Below are 20,629 nucleotides of genomic sequence, written 5' to 3'. Positions count from 1 at the left end.
GCGATACACCGATAGAGGAATGTGCGAGAAAGCACGATGGCGCGACATGAAGTGCGCGCGTGTATGTCCTCGATGGCCGACCGTTACAGGTCACGGCCGTCGCCCCCGCGAGAGGACGCAGGTGTGGGGCAAGCTCCCTTCTGGTAGGTGGCCGGTCGAAGAAGGCGTACGCGCGCGCCCAGGCCGACTCGGCAGGTTCTGCGCGGTACATGGGGGCCACGCGACACAGGCGAGAGCGTGTCCCGAGCCGGAGGTCGCGCAGAGCTCACGGCAGTAGGACGATCTTCCCCACGAAGCCTCCGTCGAGCGCTTCGTGGGCTTGGCGTCCCAGGAGGAAGCTGGCGGCGACGATGGGGGCACTCACGCGTGCCACCCTGCCGTGCCAGGCCCGCCGAGACACATGCTCGTCTCTCAGCCGAGACAGGGAGTTTCCACGAACCGGCCCACCCGGCGGGAGGTGACCCGTACTCATGTGAAGGAGCGCCAGATCGCGCTACAGCACGGTGGCCATCGCGAGGCAGGCGAAGGCGGCCAGCGTGATCGCCGTACGGAAGAGATGGAAACGCCGCCACTTGCGGCGATAGTGAGCGGCTCCTTCTGGCACTGTTCCTTCGGGCAGTCGGCGGAACTTCGAGTTCACCGGTTCGGCGATCGTTGTCGAGGTGACGATCACGAGAGCGATCAATCCGGTGCCGGTCCAGGCGAGGACCCGGGGGTTTCCACTGCTCTGCAGCGCGAAGAGCACCGCCCCGGCGCACGCGGCCACAGCCATGATCGGCTGCATTGGGTCCAGCCGGTAGATTGAGCGCCGGAAGTCCACAGCGTACTGATCGAGCGACATTCTGCCCCAGATGGCCACGCGTTCTACGGCGACTGCCAGGACGACGCCTGCCCACAGTCCACCGCAGACCAGCATGACCAGGGCGCCCAGAGCCAGGTACGTCATGGCGTCGTCCTCTTCTCGATGACCGGGCGCATGGCCTCGATTCGGCTCCCGTCAGGGGCGAAGTCGAGCAGGACGCGCCACATCAGGCCCACGCTGTTGTCGCCCCACAGCCCTTCGACAGGGTCGATGCGGAAGAACGCCTGCTGGGCGTCCTGGTCGGGCGTTTTGAGCTTGTCGAACTGTGAGGAGTCCTTGGCCCAGTCGAACTGCTGCTTGCTCAGCTCGGCGGCGTGAGCGATCTCATCGGCGCTGGTCACCAGCCGGGCTCGGCCCTTGACCTGGAGGGAACGGGTCTTGAACCGTTCGTAGTATCCGCCGCTGGGGATCACGCTGACGGCGTAGGAGACGCGCGGGTCCTCCCGCATCTGCCGGAATTTTCGCGCCTTGCGGGTGAAGCACTGCATGTAGACGGACAATCCGTCGGCGGCGATGTGCATGGTGGAGGCGGAAGGCCAGCCGTCGGCGGAGATGGTGGCCAACGTGGCCAGTTCCTCCTCGAGCAGCATCTGCCGGATCGTCGGCTCGATCTCGGCAAGGGTCGGTTCCTTGCGGGGCATGGCGTTCCTATCGAGGGCTGTGCGCACCGATCATGAGCGCGGCGAGGTCTTCGGGGTGCAGGAAGCTCGGCGGCGGAGGGGGTCCCCAGTTGAACAGGCCTTTGGCGCCTTCGAGGGTTTCCGGGGTCCAGAGCTGGTCATCGATGACGCAGTCCATGTCGGAGTAGTACTCGCTGAAGTTGCCTGCGGGGTCTTTGAGGTACCAGAAGAAGTTGGATCCGGCGTGGTGCCGGCCCAGGCCCCAGACGTGCCGCTCGGGGTGGTCCTCCAGCATGGCGAAGGCGCCCCGGCCGATCTCGTCGACGTCGTCGACCTGCCAGGAGGTGTGGTGCAGGAAGGTGACGGGGGCCCGCAGCACCAGGATGTTGTGGTGGTCGGTCGAGCAGCGCAGGAACGCCCCGGCGTCCTTGATGAAGTCGCTGGCCTTGAAGCCGAGCCCGTCCATGAAGAAGGCGCTGGTCACGGCCAGGTCGGTGGTGGCGAGCACGGCATGTCCGAGTTTGCGGGGCCGGATCGGTCCTTCGCGCAGGACGCCGGGCGCGCGCGTGCCGGTTCTCTCGTAGCGGCCGGGCCCGTTGTACGGGGTGGCCGGCACCGCCTTCTGTTCGATCCGCGGTTCGACCCGGAGTACGGCGCGCATTCCGGTGACCGGCTCGTGGGCGGTGAGGGTGTCGCCGTCGACGGGCACCTTCAGGCGGGAGGCGGCGGCGGCCAGGTCGTCTGGGTGGTCGACAGCGACGACGATCTCGACCAGGCGGCGGGTCGGTGCGTGGACGATGTGCAGCTGGCGGCCGCCGTCCCGCGTGGAGAACCAGCCGTCGTGTTCGGGCTTCAGGCCGAAGTCGACGTAGTAGGCGCTGGTCTCGGCGGTGTTGGGGACGCCCATGGTGATCGAGCTGAGGCGATGCAGGGACATCAGTTGGCTCCTTCGACGAAGGTCTGGCGGAGCTCGCCGATGCCCTCCACGTAGGAGACGAGCTCGTCGCCGGGCGCGAGCCAGCGCTGCTGGTCTCGGCCGATGCCGACCCCGGCCGGTGTGCCGGTGAAGATGACGTCGCCGGGCAGCAGCGGCAGCACCCTAGACAGCTTGGCGATCAGGGTGGGGATGGAGAAGATCAGGTCCCGGGTGCGGCCTTTCTGCATCTCCTCGCCGTTGATCGAGCAGCCCAGCTCCAGGTCGTCCGGGTTGCCGAATTCGTCGGGGCTCACCAGGAACGGTCCCAGGGGCGCGAACCCGGGAAAGGATTTGCCCAGGCCGAACTGTGGTGCGGGTCCGGCCAGCTGGGTGATGCGCTCGGACAGGTCCTGTCCCGCGGTGAGTCCGGCCACGTACTCCCAGGACGGTTGCGCGTGGTGGGCGCGCTTGCCGATGACGGCGACCAGTTCCACTTCCCAGTCGGTGTGCCCGCCGGGCGGCAGGGCCACCTCAGTGACAGGTCCGGTGATGGCGGTGGCGAACTTGGTGAAGACGGGCGGCAGCGTGTCGGGGACGGCGAAGCCGGACTCCGCGGCGTGCTCGCGGTAGTTGAGCCCGATGGCGAACACCTGGCGCGGCGCGGGGACGGGTGCGCCGAGGTCTCGTTCGTCGAAGGCGGCGCCGCCGGGCAGCTCGACCGCCGACGCCCAGGCGGTGAACTCCTGCCAGCGGTCGTAGACGGCCTGCGGGTCTGGCGCGAACAGTCCTGCGCTGGCTTCGGCGACGTCGATGGCTTTGTGGTGATGGATCAGGACGAGCCGACCGGACAGGTTGGCGATTCTCACGAAGTCTCCTAGATGAGCGGGGTGATCTGCTCCTCGACGCCGAGCAGTGCCTTGCCGTACACCTCGAAGCCGATCTGGGGGACGGCGACGGCGTGCCGGCCGGCCACGTTGGCGTCGCGCCAGATCCGCTGCAGCGGGTTGACCTCGGCGAAGCTTCCCGCGCCGTGCGCGTCGAGCAGGATCTGGATGGCGGCGAGCACGTTCTGCACGGCGACGCCGGTATCGGCGCGCACGCGCGCCCTGAGCAGGGGCGGCGGATATTCGTCGCGCTCGGCGAAGGAGTCGATGTCAGTTGCGGCGCGCACCGCGTGCAGGTAGGCGGTGTCGATGCGGTTGGCCGCCTCGGCGATCTGCAGCTGGAAGGCGGTCGATTCGGCCTGGGTCTCGAAGAAGGTGTAGGAGATGGGCTTGCGGTCGGCGCGTTCGGTGACGTAGCGCAGCGCGGCCCTGCCGAGCCCGATCTGCGGCGCCGCCAGCACAAGCGCCAGCACCGGCACGAACGCCGCCCGGCAGAGGACCTCGTCAGTGTGCTCGGTGCCGTAGCCACCTTCGATGGCCGAGGGAACCGACAGCACCCGATGCTCGGGCACGAAGACGTTCTCCGCGACCAGGCAGTTGCTGCCGGTGCCGCGCATGCCCGCGACGAACCACACGTCCTCGATCTCGAGATCTTCCTTGGGGATGAGGGCCAGCGCCTGGTCGATCACCTCGCCGCTGTCGTCGGTGAGCGGGACGCCGAGCACGGCCCAGGTGGCGTGCCAGGAGCCGGAGTTGTAGTACCAGCGGCCCGACACCTGCCAGCCGCCCACGACCTTGCGGGCGCTGGAGGAGGGGTTGAGGACGCCGGACACCCTGACCGCGGGGTCGGCGAAGACCTCCTGCTGGGCCTGGGCGGGAAACAGCGAGGTCAGCCAGTTGCAGACGTTGATCAGCGTGACGACCCACGCGGTGGATCCGTCGCCCTCGGCGAGCTTCGCCGAGACCTCCAGCATGGTGCGCATGTCGGTGCCGAGTCCGCCGTACCGCTTGGGTACCGAGATCCGGAACAGGCCGGCCGCGGTAAGCGCGTCGATCACCTCGTCGGGGACCCGCCGGTCCTCCTCGGTCTTGTCCGCCTGCTCGCGCAGCAGCGGCAGCAGCGCTTCGGCGCGCGCTACCAGGTCGTCAGTGGTCGTCATCGTCATCTCCTCAAAGCGTCCACGTGATCGGAAATGGCCCGCCGGGGGCGGCGGGCGAAGCTGGAATGGGTTCCGAACGTGCGATGGCCGTACACCAGCGGCGCGGCGGTGACCGTGCGAGCGTGGGTGACCATGCCGAGCAGCAGCAGGTGGTCGCCACCCTCAACGGTCTGCGCGAGCCGGCACACCAACCAGCTCGGCGCCTCCTCCAGGCACGGCAGACCGTGGTCGACATGCCACGGCACGCCAGCGAACCGGTCAGCGCCGCGCCGGGCGAAAGTCAGGGCCAGGTCGTCCTGGGCTCGGCCGAGCACGTTCACTCCGAAGCGCCCGGCAGCCAGGATCAGGCCGAGCACCGTGGAGGAGCGATCGAGGGCGACCGTCACCATCGGCGGTCGGAGCGACAACGAGGCGAACGCGCTCACGGTCGTCCCGTGCGGCGTCCCGTCCTGGGCAGCGGCCGTCACGATCGTCACCGGGGCGCAAACCCCTGCCATCAGGTCGCGGAATTCCTGGTCAGTCACCATATCCGCTCCAATAGTTCATGATGATTATGTGCATATTGCACCTGCGTCTACGGGCCGTCAAGGGGGCGTAGACGGTATTGTTCATGCAGAATTGAGAGGAGATCTCGTGGTCAGGGACGATCCGGCGCTGCGGCGCGGGGACTGGGACAAGCCCGCGCTGCGCAGAGCCCAGCAGGCCGCCGAAAGCATCGCCGCGCTGGTCGCGGCGTGCGAGCCGGGAGCGCGGCTCGGCACCAGAGAAGAGCTGCGCGTCCGGTGCGGCGTGTCGGTGGGCACCTTCAACGAGACGCTGCGGATACTCCAGGCCCGCGGGCTGGTGACGGTGCGGCCGGGGCCGGGCGGAGGGCTGTTCGCCGCCGAGCAGTCGCCCATGGTCCGTCTGGGAAACTCGGTCCTGGCCCTGGACGCGCAGCAGACCGACGTCGCCGACGCCGTCCGCATACGCGACGCGCTCGACCCGCTGCTGATCGAGGACGCCCTGTGGCACGCCTCCCCCGCCGACATCGCCCGCCTGCGCGAACGGCTCGGCGTGATGGCCGAAACCGCCGCGGACGGCGACGCGGTGGCGTTCGTGCACGCGAACTGGGAGCTGCACGCCGCGATCGCCGGGATCAGCCCCAACCCGCTCCTGCGCTCGCTCTACATCAGCCTGCTCGAGTTGATCGAATCGCACACGCTGTCCGTGCTGCCCAGCGGCGAGCAGCCGCTGGCGGACTACATTAAGCAGCGGCACGCGCTGCACGCCGACCTCATCGACGCGCTGGAACGGCGCGACCGCGATGAGGCGATGCGGCTCATTCACGCACACAACATCACCGCCTAGCCCGCCACGCGGGTGGCTGAGCCATGGAGGGGTCGAGCGCCAAGCAGACCACGGGAACGCTCCAGAAGAAGAGTTGAACGGGGTAGTGAGTTTTCGGAGGCGAGGGCTGTCGCCCTTCACTTGCCAGAGAAGTGTCCTGTAATGTGCGAGACACGTCCCCGTTATCAGGACAGTCTCACCTGGAGGCCTCATGAGGCAAGAGCCCCGCATCAATCGCTCCCTGACGCTGCATCTGCAGGGCGACTGGGGCATGCAGAACCTCCACCGGGTCTGCGGGTGGATCTCCCAGGAACTCACCGACCGGAGTGCCTCGGGGACCAGGGTTGCGATCTGGAACGGGCGGGGGTTCACCGACAATGTGCGGGCGGTGGGTGAGGAGCGGGTCGATCTCGCGCTGGCGACGCCGGCCGCGTTCGTGACAGCGGCACTCGACGGCCGCGGACCGTATCGCGGACAGTCCTTCCCTGACCTGCGGGCGATAGCGGCCATCCCGCAGCGGGATCGGCTCGTCGTGGCAGTGCGCAGGTCTGTGGGGGTCACCTCCTTCGAGGAGTTGCGCCAGGCCAAGCCCGCGCTGCGCGTGGCCACGTCGCTGAATGACGGCGTCAACCACGTGGGCCTGGCCGCTCACGAGGTGCTCGACCGTTCCGGGGCCGACATCGCGGGCTGGGGCGGCCGCTTCCTGGAGGACGAGCGGCCGTTCGACTCCTTCGAGCATGTGCTGGCAGGACGGGCGGACGCGGTCATCCACGAGGCGATCATGCTCCCGCACTGGCAGGAGTTCGGTCGCGACATGCATTTCCTGCCCATCGAGCGGGAGGTGCTCGCCGGGCTTGAGCGCGATCTCGGGTGGCCGGACGCCATGGTGCCGGCCGGCTACTTCCCCGGCGCGCCGGAGTTGCGCACCCTCGACTTCAGCGACTTCCTCGTCCTGGCCCGCGCCGACCTCGCCGAGGACGTCGCCCATGCTCTTGCCTGGATCCTGGGAGAGACCCGGCAGCTGCTGGAACAGCAGTACGCGCACATCCCGTCCGAGCGCAGCCCGGTCACCTACCCGCTCGACCCGCATGCCATGGGACGCACGCCCATCCCGCTCCACCCGGGAGCGGCCCGCTACTACGAGTCGCTGTGAAGTCCCTCGTCATCCAGGCTAGCCACGCCCTCGCCGCGGCCGGGCAGGGTGATCTGGTCTGGGGCCACGCCAGCGTGCGCGACCCGGAGGGGCGGGGCATCTGGATCAAGACGCCCGGCTGGGGGCTGGAGGAAGTGCGCGACGATCGCGTCCAGCTCGTCTCCTTCGACGCTGACGTGCTCGACGGCGGGGGAAGCCCGCACAAGGAGTGCCACATCCATCTGCAGATCATGCGGGCTCGCCCGGATGTCCAGTGCGTGGTCCACACCCACGCCCAGGCGGCGGTGGCCTTCGCGGCTCTGGATGCGCCCTTGCTGCCGATCTCTCACGAGGGCGCGCTGTTCGGCGGCGATGACGTGCCCCGCTTCCGCCTCACGGGCGCTTTGGTGTCGGACCCGTCGCTGGGGCGCGCGCTAGCCGGCGTGCTGGGCCAGGCCCCCGCCGCGTTGATGCCCAAGCACGGCCTGGTGGCCGCGGGGCGAAGCGTTGAGGAGGCGGTGATGCACGCCGTGCTCCTGGACAGGGCCTGCCGCATCCAGCTGATGGCCATGTCCGCCGGCCCGATCGCGGTGTACTCCGACACGGGCGAGGCCCTCGCCAAGCGGCGGCAATGCTGGCCAGAGAGCCAGCTGAGAGCCGGCGCAGACTACCTTTCGCGTCTCGCTGTACAGGACTACCGTCCTTTTATCCAAGATTAGGGAATGCTTCATCGTGACTGAATGGCTCACTCTGGAGACCTCCGACGGCCCGATGCGGGTCTACGTCGCGCGTCCCCAGACCGCATCCGATCGCGCGGTCATCGTCCTTCAGGAGGCGTTCGGCGTGAACGACCACATCCAGGACGTCGCCCGCCGCTTCGCCGAGCACGGGTTCCTCGCGCTGGCCCCCGACCTGTTCCACCGCAACGGCGTGCGCGAACTGCGCTACGACCAGCACGCCGAGGCCATGCCGCTGATCGGCGCCATCGGAGCGGAGCAGATCATCACCGATGTGCGTACCGTCCTCGATCATCTCGAGGTCGCGGGCGCCCGTACGGCGATCGTCGGATTCTGCTTCGGCGGGCGGGCCGCCTTCACCGCCGCCACCGCCACCCCGGGCCTGGGCGCGGCCGTCGTCTTCTACGGGCCCGGCATCGCGGCGGGACCGCATGCCATGCTCGACCGCGCCGGATCGATCACGGCGCCGCTGCTGCTCCACGTGGGCGCGGAGGATCCGACGATCCCGGCCGAGCAGGTCGAGGCCGTCCAGACCGCCTTGCGGACCGCCGGTGTCGAGTTCGCCCAGTACGTCTATCCCGACGCCGGCCATGCCTTCGCCTGCGATGCCCGGCCGCAGATGTACCGGGAACAGCCCGCTCTGGTGGCCTGGGAGCGCACGTTCGCCTTCCTCGACAAGGAGATCCCCGCATGATCGTCAACGAGGTCATCGACGGCCTGCCGTACAACCCTGAGGTCAGGACCGTTGCCCGGCGCAGGGATCTGCTGCTGTCCGATCCCCCGGCCGGGCCGGTGAAGTTGTGGCAGGACCTGACGCCGCTGGAGGCCGTGCACTTCCCCCAGGAGTACGTCCACGAAGGATTCGCGCCGCCGCGCGGAGTGTACGAGAGCGACTTCCTGCGGGTGGAGTGGCAGAAGATGGACTTCCGCCAGCCCTTCTACCACCGCAACTGTGACGTCGACGAGATCTCCTACCAGATCGCGGGCGAGCGGACGCTGATGACCGAGCTCGGATCGGTCGAGCAGCGACCCGGCGACTTCTCCCGCATCCCGGTGGGGGTGGCGCACGACAACTACGGGCGGCAGGAGAGCCACATCCTGTTCTACGTTCCTGCTCCGGTGACGGAGGAATCCGCGTGGGCGGTCAAACGTTCGGAGCCGGTCTTCCCTCCCTTTCCCGGGTGGGCACCGCGGACGGTGACCGAGCTGGTCACCGAGTGCCTGGGCGGGCCGGAGCACGACGTGTCCGCCTTCCAGACCGACGAGCAGTTGCTGCTCGACCGCAAAGGCGAGGAAGCCATCCAGGTCCTGCGCGCCCCAGATCCCGGCACCACCTGGCTCTACCGCTCGGCACACGTGTGGATCGGCAGCACCCGCCTGGCCCCGAGCGACGGCTCGGCCTTCCACCGGCACCGCTCCGCGGACGAGATCCAGTACCAGATCAGCGGGCGGCGGACGCTCATCTCCCAGCGCGGCACGCTCGACCTGGAACCCGGCGACTTCGTCCGTGTCCCGCTCGGCTGCGCCTTCACCAGCGTCTGCGAGGAGCAGAGCACCCACCTGACGCTCCTGTCCGGACGTCCGGTGCCCCAGGTTGCGCCGGCCGCCAAGACGGCCAGGCGCTGAGAAAGGCAGGAACTCATGACGACGATGCTGGCGGCCCGGGCCAACCCTGACTCCCTGACCGTGGCGCTGGAGAAGATCGAGATACCGCAGCCGGGTCCGCACGACGTGCTGATCAAGGTCGCCTCGGCCGGGCTGGCACCCGGCATGATCACACTGCTGGCGCACGGCGCTTTCAAACACCTGCCCACCACGCTCGGCCACGAGGCCGCCGGCACGATCGCCGCCGTCGGTGCGGACGTACCAGGACTGGCCGAGGGCGAACGCGTGCGGATCCATCCCAACCTGACCTGCCGGTCGTGCGTCTACTGCCGCACCGACCGGGAGCAGATGTGCGCGCAGCAGGCGATGATCGGCCACGCCGGCTTCGGCACCGGGCCAATGCCGCTCTACGAGCGCTACCACGACGGCGGTCTGGCCGAATACATTCGCGTGCCGTACTGGCTGGTCGACCCGATCCCGGACCATGTCAGCTTCGACGTCGGGGCCAAGGTGCACGACCTGGCCAACGCCGTCCGGGCGCTCAAGACCGCAGGTCCCCTCTTCGGCGGGACCATCGTCGTCACCGCGGCCACCGGCACGATGGGCACCGCCACGATCAAGCTCGCCCACCTGTTCGGCGCGTCGCGACTCATCCTGGTCGGCCGATCCGCCGAGCGGCTGGAGGCCGTGCGCCGCCTGTCGGCGATCCCCACGGAGGCGGTCGCCATGGAGGAAGGCGGCGACCTGACCGCGACATTGCGGCAGCTCGCACCCTCCGGGGTGGACGCCGTCGTCGACTACCTGCCGACAGGGCCTGGAATCTGGCAGGCGACCGCGGCCCTGGCCACCGGCGGCACGCTCGTGCACATGGGCGGCAACTACGTTCCGCCGCCCATCCCCATCGGGGTGATCATGGCCAACTGCTGGCGGATCATCGGCACCCGCTCCTGCACCCGCACCGACGCCCTCCAGGTCCTCGACCTGCTCGACGCCGGCACACTGACGGCCGACGAGCTCATCACCCACCGCTTCCCGCTCGCCGACCTCGGCGAGGCCCTCGCGGTCATGCGGGACCGCAGCAAACCCATCTGGATGGGCGTGGTCAACCCGTGAGCGCTCCGGTTCTGGTGGTCGGCGGGGGGCCGGTGGGCCTGACCGTGGCCAACCTGCTCGCCGCCCGCGACGTGCCAGTGCTACTCGTCGAGCGGAACGCCGCCACCAGCGACGAGGCCAAGGCGATCAGTCTGGATGACGAGTCCCTGCGCACCTATCAGAGCGCCGGCATCGAGGGCGACGTGCTCGACATCGTGGTGCCCGGCACCGGCACCCGATTCTACGGCCGGCGCGGACGCGCGCTGTTCCACGCGCGCGGCCCGGCCCCGTACCGTCTGGGGTTCTCCTTCAAGAACCAGTTCGCCCAGCCGGAGCTCGAACGGGTCCTGCTGCAGGCGCTGAAGGACCGGCCCGAGGTGGAGGTGCGCTTCGCGACCGAACTCGTCGGACTGCACGAGCAGCACGACGGGATGATCGCCCAGTTGGACTCCGGCGAGGTGGCCGTGAGCTGGGTGCTCGGTTGCGACGGCGGGCGCAGCGCGGTGCGCGAGCTGAACGGCATCGGCATGACCGGCACTAGCCACAACGACGTGTGGCTGGTCACGGACACGATCGGCGACGCCCACGATGAGCGGTACGGCATGCACCACGGCGACCCTCGCCGGCCCACCGTGATCGTGCCGGGCCGGGACGGCCGCTGCCGGTACGAGTTCCAGCTGCGGCCCGGGGAGGGCTCGCGCGGCGAAACCCCCGACTTCGCCACCATCCAGCGGCTGCTGGCCCCCTACCGCGACATAGCACCTGAGCAGGTGGAACGGGCCGTCACCTACACCTTCAACGCCGTGATCGCCGACCGCTGGCGCGAGGGCAGGTGCCTGCTGCTCGGAGACGCGGCACACATGATGCCGCCCTTCGCCGGCCAGGGCCTGAACTCGGGCGTACGCGACGCCGCCAACGTGGCGTGGAAGCTGGCCGAGGTCTGGCACGGCCGGGCCGGCGAGGAACTACTGGACACCTACGAGGCCGAGCGCAGACCCCACGCCACGGCGATGGTGCACTTCTCCGAGCGGCTCGGCGACATCGTCATGACCACCAGCACGGCCCGCGCGTTCCTCAGAGATCTCGCGATCCGCGTGATGCTGCGGACGGGCAGCGGACGGCGGTACCTGTCGCAGATGCGGTTCCGCCCCCAGGCCGCGCACACCGCCGGAGTCGTGGCCGCCACCGGGCATCCGCGTACCGGCACGTTGCTGGCCCAGCCACGCGTGCTCGTCCCGCCCAGCCTGCGCCCATGCCTGCTCGACGACGTGCTCGGCCCAGGCATGGCGTTGCTGGGCGTGGACGTCCCGTCCTGGGACAGCACGCTGTCATGGCGGGCCCGCCCGATCGAGGTCGTGCTGGGAGACCGTCTTCCCCGTCCGAGCGCGGGACGGCTGGCGATCGCCGACTGTGACGGCGCCCTCGAATCGGCCGTGGGAGACATGCGCGGCCACTTCGTACTGGTCAAACCCGACCGCTACATCGCCGCGGTCTTCACCCCCGATCAGGCCACCCAGGTGGCCGCAGTGCTGAGCGACTACATGTGAGGAGTCCAGCGTGCAACGTCCTTCCCCCCAGACCGGCGCCGATCACGGTGTGGTCGCATTGATGGCGTCGCTGCACATCCACCTCGACCAGGAGAACACCCGATGAAAGCCGTACGCATCTTCGAGCACGGAGACGTGAACGTGCTGAAGTACGACAACTACGCTCCGCCCGAAGTGGGACCCCGCGACGTCCTGGTGCGGGTCGTCGCCACGTCGCTGTCCTTCTGGGACGTCCACTATCGCAAGGGCGGCTGGCTGAACGGCAAGAACCCGCTGCCACCCATGCTGGGCAGGAAGATGTTCCCGCTCCCCATGCAACTGGGCAGGGATGCCGCAGGCGTCGTCGAAGCCGTGGGCGAGGAGGTCATGAGCCTGGCCGTGGGTGACAGGGTGGCCGGCCTGCCGCACCCGGAGAATCCGCGCTGCCCCTACGCCATTCGAGGGCTGGGCAACCTGTCCACCGGTGTCGACCTGCCCGGACACACCATGTTCGGCGGTCATGCCCAGTACGTGTCCCGGCCGGAGCACTATTGGATAAACCTCCCGGACGCCGTCGACTTCGCCGCGGCCGCCGCGGCGTTGTGGTCGTACGCCACCAGTCACCGCATCGTCAAGGACCGCCTCCGGGTCGCGCTGAACGACGTCGTGCTCATCACTGGCACGTCGGGCGGCATGGGATCGGCGACCATGGCACTGGCCAAGGACATGGGCGCCCAGGTCGTCGGGGTCACCCGGTCACGCACCAAGCGGGAGGCGCTCACCAGGATGGGGGCCGACCATGTCGTCGTCCTCCCGCCGGATGCGGCGCAGGCCGCCCAAGTCCGTGCGTTCACCGGCGATCTCGGGGTGGACGCGGCGGTCGACTTCACCGGCAACCCGATCCTTCAGCGCCTGTGCATCGACTCCCTCCGGCTGGGCGGAACCTTCGTGCCGGGAACCTCGGACTGGTCGCAGGATCCGCTGCCGGTCTCCGCGCTGGACCTGATCCGGCTGGAGATCGCGGTCAAAGGCGTGCGCGCCTCCCGGTTGGACGATCAGCGCATCGTCGTGGAACTCCTCGCCAAAGGACTGATCAAACCCGTGATACACGCGACGATACCGCTCTCCGAGATCGCTCAAGCCCACGCCGCGTTGGAGAGCGGAGACATCGTCGGCCGCATGGTCTTGGACCCCTGGGCGTGATCAGACCGTAGCGACTTCGAGCCTGGTGACCTGGGTGGTGAGTTCGCGCGCCGCCCGGATCACGGACTGCGCGACGTCGGCCGCCTGAGCGTCGCTGACACGGTGCGACAACGCGGCGATGCTCACGGCGGCGACCAGCGTGTCGTCCTCACCGAACACGGGCGCGGCGACGCCGAGCACGTCGGGGTCCAGTTCGCCCCGCGAGATGGCATATCCCTGCTCCCGGATCTGCGACAGCCGCTCACGCAGCCGCTCGGCGTCGATCACCGTCGCGTCGGTGAACCGGGCGAGCGGCTGGCGCAGGACCTCCTCGACCACCTCCACGGGGGCCCAGGCGAGCAGGGAGAGCGCAGCCGCGCCGGCGTTGATCGGAAGGACCTGTCCGCGCTCGTACGACAATCGCAGAGCCTGACCGCCCTCCTCGCGTTCCAGGCAGACCACCGAGGAGCCGGTGCGGCGGGTGAGCAGGACCGGGAAGCCGGTCTCCTGAACCAGCTCCCGCATGATCGGCCGGGCGAGATCCGACAGGCCGATGCCTTTGCGGGCCAGGCGGGCCAGGTCGAGGACGCGGGGGCCGAGCCGGAAACCCGACCCGCCGTCGTTCTCCTCCAAGAACCCCGTTGAGGTCAGGCTCTGCAGGTAGCGGTAGGCGGTGGAACGCGCCACGTTCAGGTGCTCGGCCACGCGGCTCGCCGACAGCACGGGAGCGTCATCGTCGAACATCAACAAGATGTCCAACGCCCGATCAGCAGTGGAGTTCCGGCTGCGGTATCCCGATGCCTGAGAGTCGATTCCTGACATGCGAAAAATGCTACTGGACAGGCCGATAGGCGGGCCCGCCCTCGGCGAGCAGCCGCTCGGCCTCGGCGTAGATCTCCTCCGGGGACTGGTCGAGATTGAGCGTCTTGCGGAACGGCTGGCGGACGTCCCGGTCGATACGCAGGTAGACCTCGTTGCGGTTGCCTTCCGGATCGAAGAAGTAGATGCCGAAGGCGTTGCCGTGCGTGACCTCCTGCTGAACCTCGACCCCCTCCGCACGGAACCGGTGATGGAAGGCGATGATGTCGTCCAGGCTCGCCACCCGCCAGGAGATCTGGTGCTGCTGCTTGGCGCCGGCCTCCGCCGTCCGGCCCGTCTGCAGCACGAACTCGTGATGCTCCTCATCCGGCCGGGAGCTGAAGAAGACGATTCCCAGATCGTCGTCCTCATCCGTGACCGTCAGCCCGAGCATGCGCTCGTAGAAGTCACGCATGAGCGGCAGGTCCCACACCCACAGCCCCGTGTGGCCGAGCTCGGCGATCGCCATCTCTTCCTCCAAGAGTCTTGTTTTGCAGGATGTATATCCTGTATTTCGATACAAGGATACGATGGGGTTCTCTTTGCCGACAAGGGAGTGCATCTCGTGAGACTCGCTACCATTCGCCATCAGGACGGCACCCGCGCCGCACGGCTGGAAGGAGATGACTACGTCCTTCTCGACCACTCCGACGTGGGCGCCCTGCTGGCCTCGGGCGACGACGGTCAGGGCGGAAGCGTCCGCGTCCCGGCCGCCGGGGCGTCGACGGCGCCGCTGGTCCCCCACCCCAACAAGATCATCTGCTTGGGGCTGAACTACCAGTCACACATCCTCGAGATGGGGCGCGACGTGCCCGCCTATCCCACCCTCTTCGCCAAGTACGACGGCGCCCTCATCGGCGCCCGGGACCCGATCACGCTGCCCATGGTCAGCGACCGTGTCGACTGGGAGGCCGAGCTCGGCTTCGTGGTGGGCCGTACGGCGCGGCACGTACCCCGGCAGAAGGCACTCGACTACGTGGCCGGCTACACCGTCATCAACGACGTGACCGTTCGCGACTACCAGCGACGCACCCGAGAGTTCCTGTCCGGCAAGACCTTCGAGGCCACCACACCAGTGGGCCCCGTCCTGGTGACTCCCGACGAACTCGGCGGCGGCGAGCCGGACCTGGAGATCCGCTGCGAGGTCGACGGCGAAGTGATGCAGCGCTCCCGCACCTCGGACCTGCTGTTCGGGATCGCCGACATCCTGTCCTACGTCAGTGACATCATCACGCTCAAGCCCGGCGACCTGATCGCCACCGGCACGCCCGGCGGAGTCGGTGACGGCCGAGACCCGAAGGTCTACCTCAAGCCAGGCCAGACTCTGGTGACGACCATCGAAGGCATCGGCGAGCTCCGCAACCTCTGCGTCCCGGAGCCGCGGAGCTGACAGGCCAGGTGCCGCGCGCAGGCTCCGTTCGGATGGCGGGAGGCACGGTGACCAGGCGCGCCTGCGTATCGCGGAGCTCACCGATCTCGCAACTGGATGGGAACCGTCGGTTCGTTCATGGCCAGCTCGCGAGCGAGTTCGGTCAACCACCAGGCATGGGCGCGAGCGGGGTCCAGCACCCGCCATCCGGCTCCCGATACGCGGGCCGGGTGCTGGAACCTCCCATGGACCGCGGGACCGGTCAGGACACCCCCACGAAGATCGGGTTGGCGTAGAACCAGAGGTCGTTCCAGGGGTTCTCGTTGCGGCCCGTGTCAGCGGCCGGCTCGAGGCCGCCGGCCGCGCTGCGCTTGCCGTCTGTGCCGCGCAGCCGGAAGTAGAACGGTTCGCGGACGTCACGGAACTTGTAATGGAAATGGGCGACCCGGCCGTTGCCCTTCGGCGTGAACGACTCGACGACGCTCACGTCCGGGGCGGTGAAGGTGTCGGGGTCGGCGGCAGGGCCCGTGATCGCGCCTCGGATCAGGTCCAGGCGGGCCAGCTTGGGCACGTCGTCGTTGGCGTTGGGGCGCCCGGCGAGGCGGACGGAGATGGTGACGGTGACGTCGTCGCCACGTCGCACCGACAACCGGCCGCCGAGGGTGGCCGGGGCGTTCCCGGGCGCGTGCGCGTCGACGTACAGGTTGTCGATGAGGCCACCCATCGACACCCAGACACGGCCGGACTTGATGGCCTCCATGACCGCGCCGTAGCTGCGTGAGGTCGCTCCGACGACGGTCCGGCTGAACTGGCCGGGCCAGAAGTCGGCGTGCCGCAGCGGGACGCCGCCGTCGATCGGGTCCGGGTACTTGCCGTGCAGGTCGTACCAGTCGCCGGGGCGCTCGGGCTCGATGATCGTGTCGTTGTTGTAGAAGTGGCCGTCGGAGTTGGTGGTGATCCACCAGCCCTTGCCCTCAGCGAGCATCGAGTCCCACATGCCGCCCAGGATTCCGGTCATCGAGTCGAAGCCGCCGTAGGTCGGGTAGTGCTCCGGCCGCCAGCCGGGCCAGGAGGCCGGGTCCGGGGTGTTGTTGAAGTCACCGCGGGCCCGGGGCTCGTTCTGGGCGCCGGGCGCGCCCTCCATGCCGACCGCGATGTGCGGGGCCGCGTCGCGGTAGGCCCGGATTTCGCGCGGGGAGTACCGGCCGCGCCGCATCACGTGGTTGAGCAGGAACAGCGCGGAGTTCGCCGAACCTGTGCGCAGGGCGGTGTCGAGCCAGCCGAGCGCCTCCAGGGCCTTCGCCTCGTTCTCCGGGGTGCCCGCGCCGGTGCCGTTGATCCTCGAGTCGAAGAGCCGCTCGAACGAGCGCAACAGCTGGACCTCGTCGCGAGCGCCGTCGAAGAACACCGTGGCGTGCTCGCCGCCGGGGACGTTCCACTCCAGGCCCTGCCACAGCAGCAGTCTCGGATGCCTGGCGCGGGACGCGACGATGTCGGCGTAGGTTGACTCGACCGCGAACTTCTCGTGCGCGGCGTGCCCGTGGTCGGTGATGACGAGCCAGTCCACACGGCCGTGCTTGATCGCTCCGGCGGCCTGCTGCTCGATGGTGTACATGCCGTCATAGCTGTACTGCGTGTGGACGTGGTGATCACCGGCGAGCCACGCGTAGGTGCGAGAGCCGCGGGTGGCAGCGGACGCGGGACGCGCGGCGGCCAGCCCGCCCAGGGCGGTCACGCCGACGGCGGCGGCGCCGAGCAGCCCGCTGTTCAACAGAAAGCGGCGTCGGCTCACGTCGCTGGGGGACAGCTCGCGCTCCGGCACGGACAGGTCCGCGAACGCGGCCGTACCTTCCGGTGACTCGTGGGAGTGGGCGTGATCATGGGGGCTGCGGCACATGGGGGGTATTCCTTCCTGGGGGTGCTTCATCCGGATATGCCGGGCGCGCCGTTCTCTATGCGGCTCATGAGTCGGCGTGGGAAGAGGGGTCGGCGAGGCAGGCGACCGTCAGGTCGTAACAGCCGGGGGCATCCTCGCGGGAGACGGTGACAGCTTCGGGGCGGTTCGGGGGAACGCCGAACGAGTCACGGTTGATCTGCACATGAACGGTCCGCGCGGCGAGGGCTGTGATCTCCAGCGTGGCAGTCCGCGAATCCGCGCGTGGTGGACCAGCGGGGGGCGGTGGTGCCGATGTCGAGCAGGACAGGCTCCCCATTCTTGACGAGATCTGCACAGGTTTGCTCGATCTTGTCCTTCCCCTCACCGTGGACCCTCCTCATCGAGTTGGACCAGGTCACGGCGGATGTGGCGGTACCGACGAGGCAGTCGACGCGCGTCTCGGCAATGGCCAGACCTCGGTGCCCTGAAGCGGCAGGATGAGCTCGCGCCTTCTGTCCTTGAGCATGGATGGACATTAGCGCGCGAACCTGCTCATAGGAATAGGCGGAATGTAGCCGGTTCCTGCCGACTGGGTGCTGTCCGTGGGCTTCACCGGGCGGCGCGCCGTCCCGGTCATGTCTGACCCGTGCGACGACTGGCCAGGGTCTCTCGCGGTCGATCTGTCAGCTTGGCCTGGGCTCAAAGGGATCGTCGACGAGGATGCGTTGATCCGTATCGGCACTCACCGGATACTCGAGGCCGTCACGGACATGCAGGTGATCGCCGAGGCGGGGACCGGCCGGGGTGCCGTGGAGCTCGTCCGCCGGTACCGTCCGAATGTCGTGCTGATCGATGTACGGATGCCCGATCAGGATGGCCTGGCGGCCATCGAGACCATCCGCGCGTTCTCCCCCGACACCGCAGTGGTGGTACTGACCACCGTCGACGTCGACGAATGTGTCCATCGAGCGCTCCGCGGCGGCGCCACGGGCTTCCTGATGAAGGGGTGCGACCCCCAGGACATCATCCGCGCCACAAGGGTCGTGGCGGCCGGCGAGGCCGTTTTCGCGCCCAGGGTCACGCGCCGCCTCATCCGGCAATTCACCGCGATCGGCATCGAGCGCGCCCGGCGCGCCAGGCGCCGGCTCTCGGCCCTGACCGATCGAGAACGCCAGGTGATGCGGCCACTCGCGCGCGGACTATCCAATGCCGACATCGCCCGGACCCTTTTCGTGAGCGAGGGAGCCGTCAAGGCCTACGTCAGCCGCATGCTCACCAAACTCGACTGCGAGAATCGCGTCCAGTTGGCGCTCATCGCGCAAGATTCGGATCTCTTCGACTGAGGGCGCAGAGCCGCGTCCCATGGCGAGGGCCGCCGTTGTCCGGGAGAGCCGAAATAGCAGGTCAGCGCCTCACGTGTCGCTCACCGTACGGCGTTTCGTTTCGGGCCTGATTGGGAGCGGGCCGAAAGTTAGCGGCGTTATGGCCGAAATGTACCGATGATGATCTTTTGCCTGGACCGAATCTGGCACATGCGCCCATGACGGGCGCGGCGGGATGGCCACGAAGGGTGGCGGGCCTGCTCACAACAGTGATCGGGACGGCTTATGCGGCCCCGGATTCGCATCATGTCGGGACCTGGAACATGCAGGGTTCCAGCCACAGCGACCAGAACAAGTGGAACACCGGTGTGGCGCAGATGATAGGCGAGTACCGGCTGGTGGCGCTGCAGGAGGCCGGAAGCGTCCCGGACAGTGCGCGGCACGTGCAGGACCACGCCGTCGCGCTGCCCGGCGGGGGCCAGGTCACGGTGCCCGAGTACGTCTGGGGAGGCACCTCCACGCGTCCCGGCGTATTCGTGTACTGGCTGCAGACCGATCCCAACGGCAACCGGGTGAACCTGGCGCTGGGGACGAGGGCCGCAGGCGTCTGGAAGCGGCGAGAGCCCTGAAAGCCGTACCGGATGCGCCGGTCCACGGCGACCTGAGCGGCGCCAACGTGCACTGGAACCGGAACGGCGAGCTGATCGGCGTCCTGGACTGGGACCAAGCCGACGCCTCTTCGGTGCCGGACATCTCGTTGGGGTCCTCGACAACCGTCCGTTGTCGGCGCGCTTGACCTTGTGGTTGCTGCAGGGGCCACCCTGGTGTCATGTTGTCCATCAGCGAATTCAGTGAGATGTGCCAGCTGTCGCCGCAGACGCTCCGGTTCTACCACTCTGAGGGCCTGCTCGTCCCAGCCGACGTCAACGAGCAGAGCGGCTACCGCTCGTACACGTTCGACCAGGTCGAACAGGCCATGCTGATCGCCCTTCTGCGCGGCACGGGGATGAGCGTCAAGCTCGTCAAGCGCGCTCTCGACGAGCCGGACACCGCACCCGCCCTGTTGCGGCAGCACGTTGAAGAGGTGCGGCTCCAGCGGCAGGCCCAGGACGAGGCGATCGGCGACGCACGCGAGTTCTTCACCTCGTGGCCGGAGGTGCGCCTGCGCCACGTGCCCGAGATGACCGTGGTGTCGAAGTCGGTGCCCGGCCCGTCGGCCGGTCGAAGCCAGTACGACTGGGACGAAGTCGATCTCACCGTCGTCGCTGCCGTTCAGGACGTGGTCAGGGCCGTGGAGTCGTGCGGAGCCGTGGTGTCGGGGACCCCGTGGCGAGTCATGGCCAACGAGACACCGGAACAGAAGAAGCAGAGCCTCACCGGTGAGGGGCCGCACTGGCTGGTGAAGATTCCCGTCACGGCGGACAAGGAGGCGATCGCAGCCCTGCCGGGCGACCTCGAGGTACAGGTTTTCGAGGCCCGGGACGAACTGTCGATATTCATCCCGGGCAAGAGCTCGATGGCCAAGTACGGCACCGCTATCTCGCGCCTGTTCGCGCATCCCCTTGATGCCGCCTACATCGACGTCTCCCGCATGCGACAGGTGCTGCACGACGGCGGCATCGAAACCACCGCGGCGATCCGCGAGCTCGACGAGACCGGCGTGATCGGCTGATCCGAGCCCCCCCGCAGTCCGCCGAAACCGGGTTAGCGCAGGTCAGGGCCGGGAACAGGGGAAGGATACATCGGCTGAGGAGCCTGAGCCTGCTCGCTCCGGCTGGTCCTCGAAGGGACGAGGTGATGGCCGCACAACCCGCGCCCGCCGCCGGATTCCGCGTGTGGCCCACCGGTTCTGCGCCGAACGGCATGGTTCCGCCCCTGCCTGACTGGGTCATTCTGCGGCCCCGGCTGTTCGAGCGCCTGCGCAAGGGCGTGCGGGGGCCGCTCACCGTGGTGACCGGTCCCCCGGGGTCGGGCAAGAGCCTGGCGGTGAACTCGTGGGCGGCCACGGTGGCACAACCCTCCGGCCCCGTCGTCTGGATGTCCGGCGACCGGACGCCGAAGACGATGGAGGGGCTGTGCGCGGGCCTGGCCGAGGGCCTCTCGCGCGCGGGCGCAGGGGCGCGGCTGCGGCCGCTGCGGACCGGCACCGGCGCGCAGGG

The 20,629-nt window shown here is 68.7% G+C and carries 23 protein-coding genes; 14 read left to right on the top strand and 9 right to left on the bottom strand.

What is annotated here, in order from left to right; translation table 11 throughout:
• Nucleotides 1-493: 493 nt before the first annotated feature.
• Genes DQW85_RS41040 through DQW85_RS41015 form a run of 6 tightly spaced genes read right to left on the bottom strand, consistent with a single transcriptional unit; the run spans nt 494 to nt 4,939 of the window.
• Nucleotides 494-946 carry an anthrone oxygenase family protein gene (locus DQW85_RS41040; protein ID WP_113705129.1) on the bottom strand — a complete coding sequence of 151 codons (453 nt, stop codon included), beginning with the start codon at nt 944-946 and terminating at the stop codon, nt 494-496.
• Nucleotides 943-1,503: a pyridoxamine 5'-phosphate oxidase family protein gene (locus tag DQW85_RS41035; protein ID WP_113705128.1), complete on the bottom strand. Its 561-nt coding sequence runs from the start codon at nt 1,501-1,503 to the stop codon at nt 943-945. The genes DQW85_RS41040 and DQW85_RS41035 overlap by 4 nt, the downstream gene beginning before the upstream one ends.
• A gap of 7 nt (nt 1,504-1,510) precedes the next feature.
• Nucleotides 1,511-2,419 (bottom strand): VOC family protein, encoded by a 909-nt coding sequence (locus tag DQW85_RS41030; RefSeq protein ID WP_113705127.1) that lies wholly within the window; start codon nt 2,417-2,419, stop codon nt 1,511-1,513.
• Nucleotides 2,419-3,264: a fumarylacetoacetate hydrolase family protein gene (locus tag DQW85_RS41025; protein ID WP_113705126.1), complete on the bottom strand. Its 846-nt coding sequence runs from the start codon at nt 3,262-3,264 to the stop codon at nt 2,419-2,421. The genes DQW85_RS41030 and DQW85_RS41025 overlap by 1 nt, the downstream gene beginning before the upstream one ends.
• 8 nt (nt 3,265-3,272) lie before the next feature.
• Nucleotides 3,273-4,442, bottom strand: a complete 1,170-nt coding sequence (locus DQW85_RS41020) for an acyl-CoA dehydrogenase family protein (RefSeq protein WP_240197755.1) — start codon at nt 4,440-4,442, stop codon at nt 3,273-3,275.
• A 2-nt stretch (nt 4,443-4,444) separates the two neighbouring features.
• Nucleotides 4,445-4,939 (bottom strand): flavin reductase family protein, encoded by a 495-nt coding sequence (locus tag DQW85_RS41015; RefSeq protein WP_240197757.1) that lies wholly within the window; start codon nt 4,937-4,939, stop codon nt 4,445-4,447.
• Between the two features lie 136 nt (nt 4,940-5,075).
• Here DQW85_RS41015 and DQW85_RS41010 point away from each other — a divergent pair, with 136 nt between their 5' ends.
• The 8 genes from DQW85_RS41010 to DQW85_RS40975 all read left to right on the top strand — a co-directional run bounded on the left by DQW85_RS41010 (nt 5,076) and on the right by DQW85_RS40975 (nt 13,066).
• Nucleotides 5,076-5,792, top strand: a complete 717-nt coding sequence (locus DQW85_RS41010) for a FadR/GntR family transcriptional regulator (protein ID WP_113705123.1) — start codon at nt 5,076-5,078, stop codon at nt 5,790-5,792.
• A 190-nt stretch (nt 5,793-5,982) separates the two neighbouring features.
• Nucleotides 5,983-6,924 (top strand): TAXI family TRAP transporter solute-binding subunit, encoded by a 942-nt coding sequence (locus DQW85_RS41005; RefSeq protein WP_113705122.1) that lies wholly within the window; start codon nt 5,983-5,985, stop codon nt 6,922-6,924.
• On the top strand, nt 6,921-7,622 hold the full coding sequence (locus DQW85_RS41000; protein ID WP_113705121.1) for a class II aldolase/adducin family protein: 702 nt from the start codon (nt 6,921-6,923) through the stop codon (nt 7,620-7,622). The genes DQW85_RS41005 and DQW85_RS41000 overlap by 4 nt, the downstream gene beginning before the upstream one ends.
• A gap of 13 nt (nt 7,623-7,635) precedes the next feature.
• The gene (locus DQW85_RS40995; RefSeq protein WP_205315798.1) at nt 7,636-8,334 is read left to right on the top strand and encodes a dienelactone hydrolase family protein; all 699 of its coding nucleotides are present in this window, start codon (nt 7,636-7,638) and stop codon (nt 8,332-8,334) included.
• Nucleotides 8,331-9,266 (top strand): hypothetical protein, encoded by a 936-nt coding sequence (locus DQW85_RS40990; protein WP_113705120.1) that lies wholly within the window; start codon nt 8,331-8,333, stop codon nt 9,264-9,266. Before DQW85_RS40995 ends, DQW85_RS40990 begins: the two co-directional genes overlap by 4 nt.
• Before the next feature lie 15 nt (nt 9,267-9,281).
• Complete coding sequence (locus DQW85_RS40985) at nt 9,282-10,358, top strand: zinc-dependent alcohol dehydrogenase (protein WP_113705119.1); 1,077 nt, start codon at nt 9,282-9,284, stop codon at nt 10,356-10,358.
• Nucleotides 10,355-11,884, top strand: a complete 1,530-nt coding sequence (locus tag DQW85_RS40980) for a bifunctional 3-(3-hydroxy-phenyl)propionate/3-hydroxycinnamic acid hydroxylase (RefSeq protein WP_113705118.1) — start codon at nt 10,355-10,357, stop codon at nt 11,882-11,884. The genes DQW85_RS40985 and DQW85_RS40980 overlap by 4 nt, the downstream gene beginning before the upstream one ends.
• Before the next feature lie 102 nt (nt 11,885-11,986).
• Nucleotides 11,987-13,066: a quinone oxidoreductase family protein gene (locus DQW85_RS40975; RefSeq protein ID WP_113705117.1), complete on the top strand. Its 1,080-nt coding sequence runs from the start codon at nt 11,987-11,989 to the stop codon at nt 13,064-13,066.
• Here the strand turns inward: DQW85_RS40975 and DQW85_RS40970 are convergent, their stop codons facing one another.
• Together DQW85_RS40970 and DQW85_RS40965 are read right to left on the bottom strand one after the other, a co-directional pair.
• Nucleotides 13,067-13,867, bottom strand: a complete 801-nt coding sequence (locus DQW85_RS40970; protein WP_113705116.1) for an IclR family transcriptional regulator — start codon at nt 13,865-13,867, stop codon at nt 13,067-13,069.
• A 10-nt stretch (nt 13,868-13,877) separates the two neighbouring features.
• On the bottom strand, nt 13,878-14,372 hold the full coding sequence (locus DQW85_RS40965; protein ID WP_113705115.1) for a VOC family protein: 495 nt from the start codon (nt 14,370-14,372) through the stop codon (nt 13,878-13,880).
• A 96-nt stretch (nt 14,373-14,468) separates the two neighbouring features.
• Between DQW85_RS40965 and DQW85_RS40960 the strand changes: the two genes are divergently transcribed.
• Complete coding sequence (locus DQW85_RS40960) at nt 14,469-15,293, top strand: fumarylacetoacetate hydrolase family protein (RefSeq protein ID WP_113705137.1); 825 nt, start codon at nt 14,469-14,471, stop codon at nt 15,291-15,293.
• 241 nt (nt 15,294-15,534) lie between these two features.
• Here DQW85_RS40960 and DQW85_RS40955 read toward each other — a convergent pair whose 3' ends face one another.
• On the bottom strand, nt 15,535-17,169 hold the full coding sequence (locus DQW85_RS40955) for a PHP domain-containing protein (RefSeq protein ID WP_205315797.1): 1,635 nt from the start codon (nt 17,167-17,169) through the stop codon (nt 15,535-15,537).
• Nucleotides 17,170-17,750: 581 nt separating this feature from the next.
• Between DQW85_RS40955 and DQW85_RS40950 the strand changes: the two genes are divergently transcribed.
• The 5 genes from DQW85_RS40950 to DQW85_RS40935 all read left to right on the top strand — a co-directional run.
• Complete coding sequence (locus tag DQW85_RS40950) at nt 17,751-18,491, top strand: response regulator (protein ID WP_240197754.1); 741 nt, start codon at nt 17,751-17,753, stop codon at nt 18,489-18,491.
• 302 nt (nt 18,492-18,793) lie between these two features.
• On the top strand, nt 18,794-19,099 hold the full coding sequence (locus tag DQW85_RS47370) for an exonuclease/endonuclease/phosphatase family protein (protein ID WP_240197758.1): 306 nt from the start codon (nt 18,794-18,796) through the stop codon (nt 19,097-19,099).
• The gene (locus tag DQW85_RS47365) at nt 19,003-19,266 is read left to right on the top strand and encodes a phosphotransferase (RefSeq protein WP_240197756.1); all 264 of its coding nucleotides are present in this window, start codon (nt 19,003-19,005) and stop codon (nt 19,264-19,266) included. Before DQW85_RS47370 ends, DQW85_RS47365 begins: the two co-directional genes overlap by 97 nt.
• A gap of 33 nt (nt 19,267-19,299) precedes the next feature.
• Nucleotides 19,300-20,142, top strand: a complete 843-nt coding sequence (locus DQW85_RS40940; protein WP_113705113.1) for a MerR family transcriptional regulator — start codon at nt 19,300-19,302, stop codon at nt 20,140-20,142.
• Nucleotides 20,143-20,267: 125 nt separating this feature from the next.
• Nucleotides 20,268-20,629 (top strand): hypothetical protein (locus tag DQW85_RS40935; RefSeq protein ID WP_205315796.1); only part of this gene is annotated, 362 nt, incomplete at its 3' end.

Source organism: Nonomuraea lactucae (assembly GCF_003313395.1).
GTDB lineage: Bacteria > Actinomycetota > Actinomycetes > Streptosporangiales > Streptosporangiaceae > Nonomuraea > Nonomuraea lactucae.
This window is presented reverse-complemented; position numbering and strand designations above follow the sequence as displayed.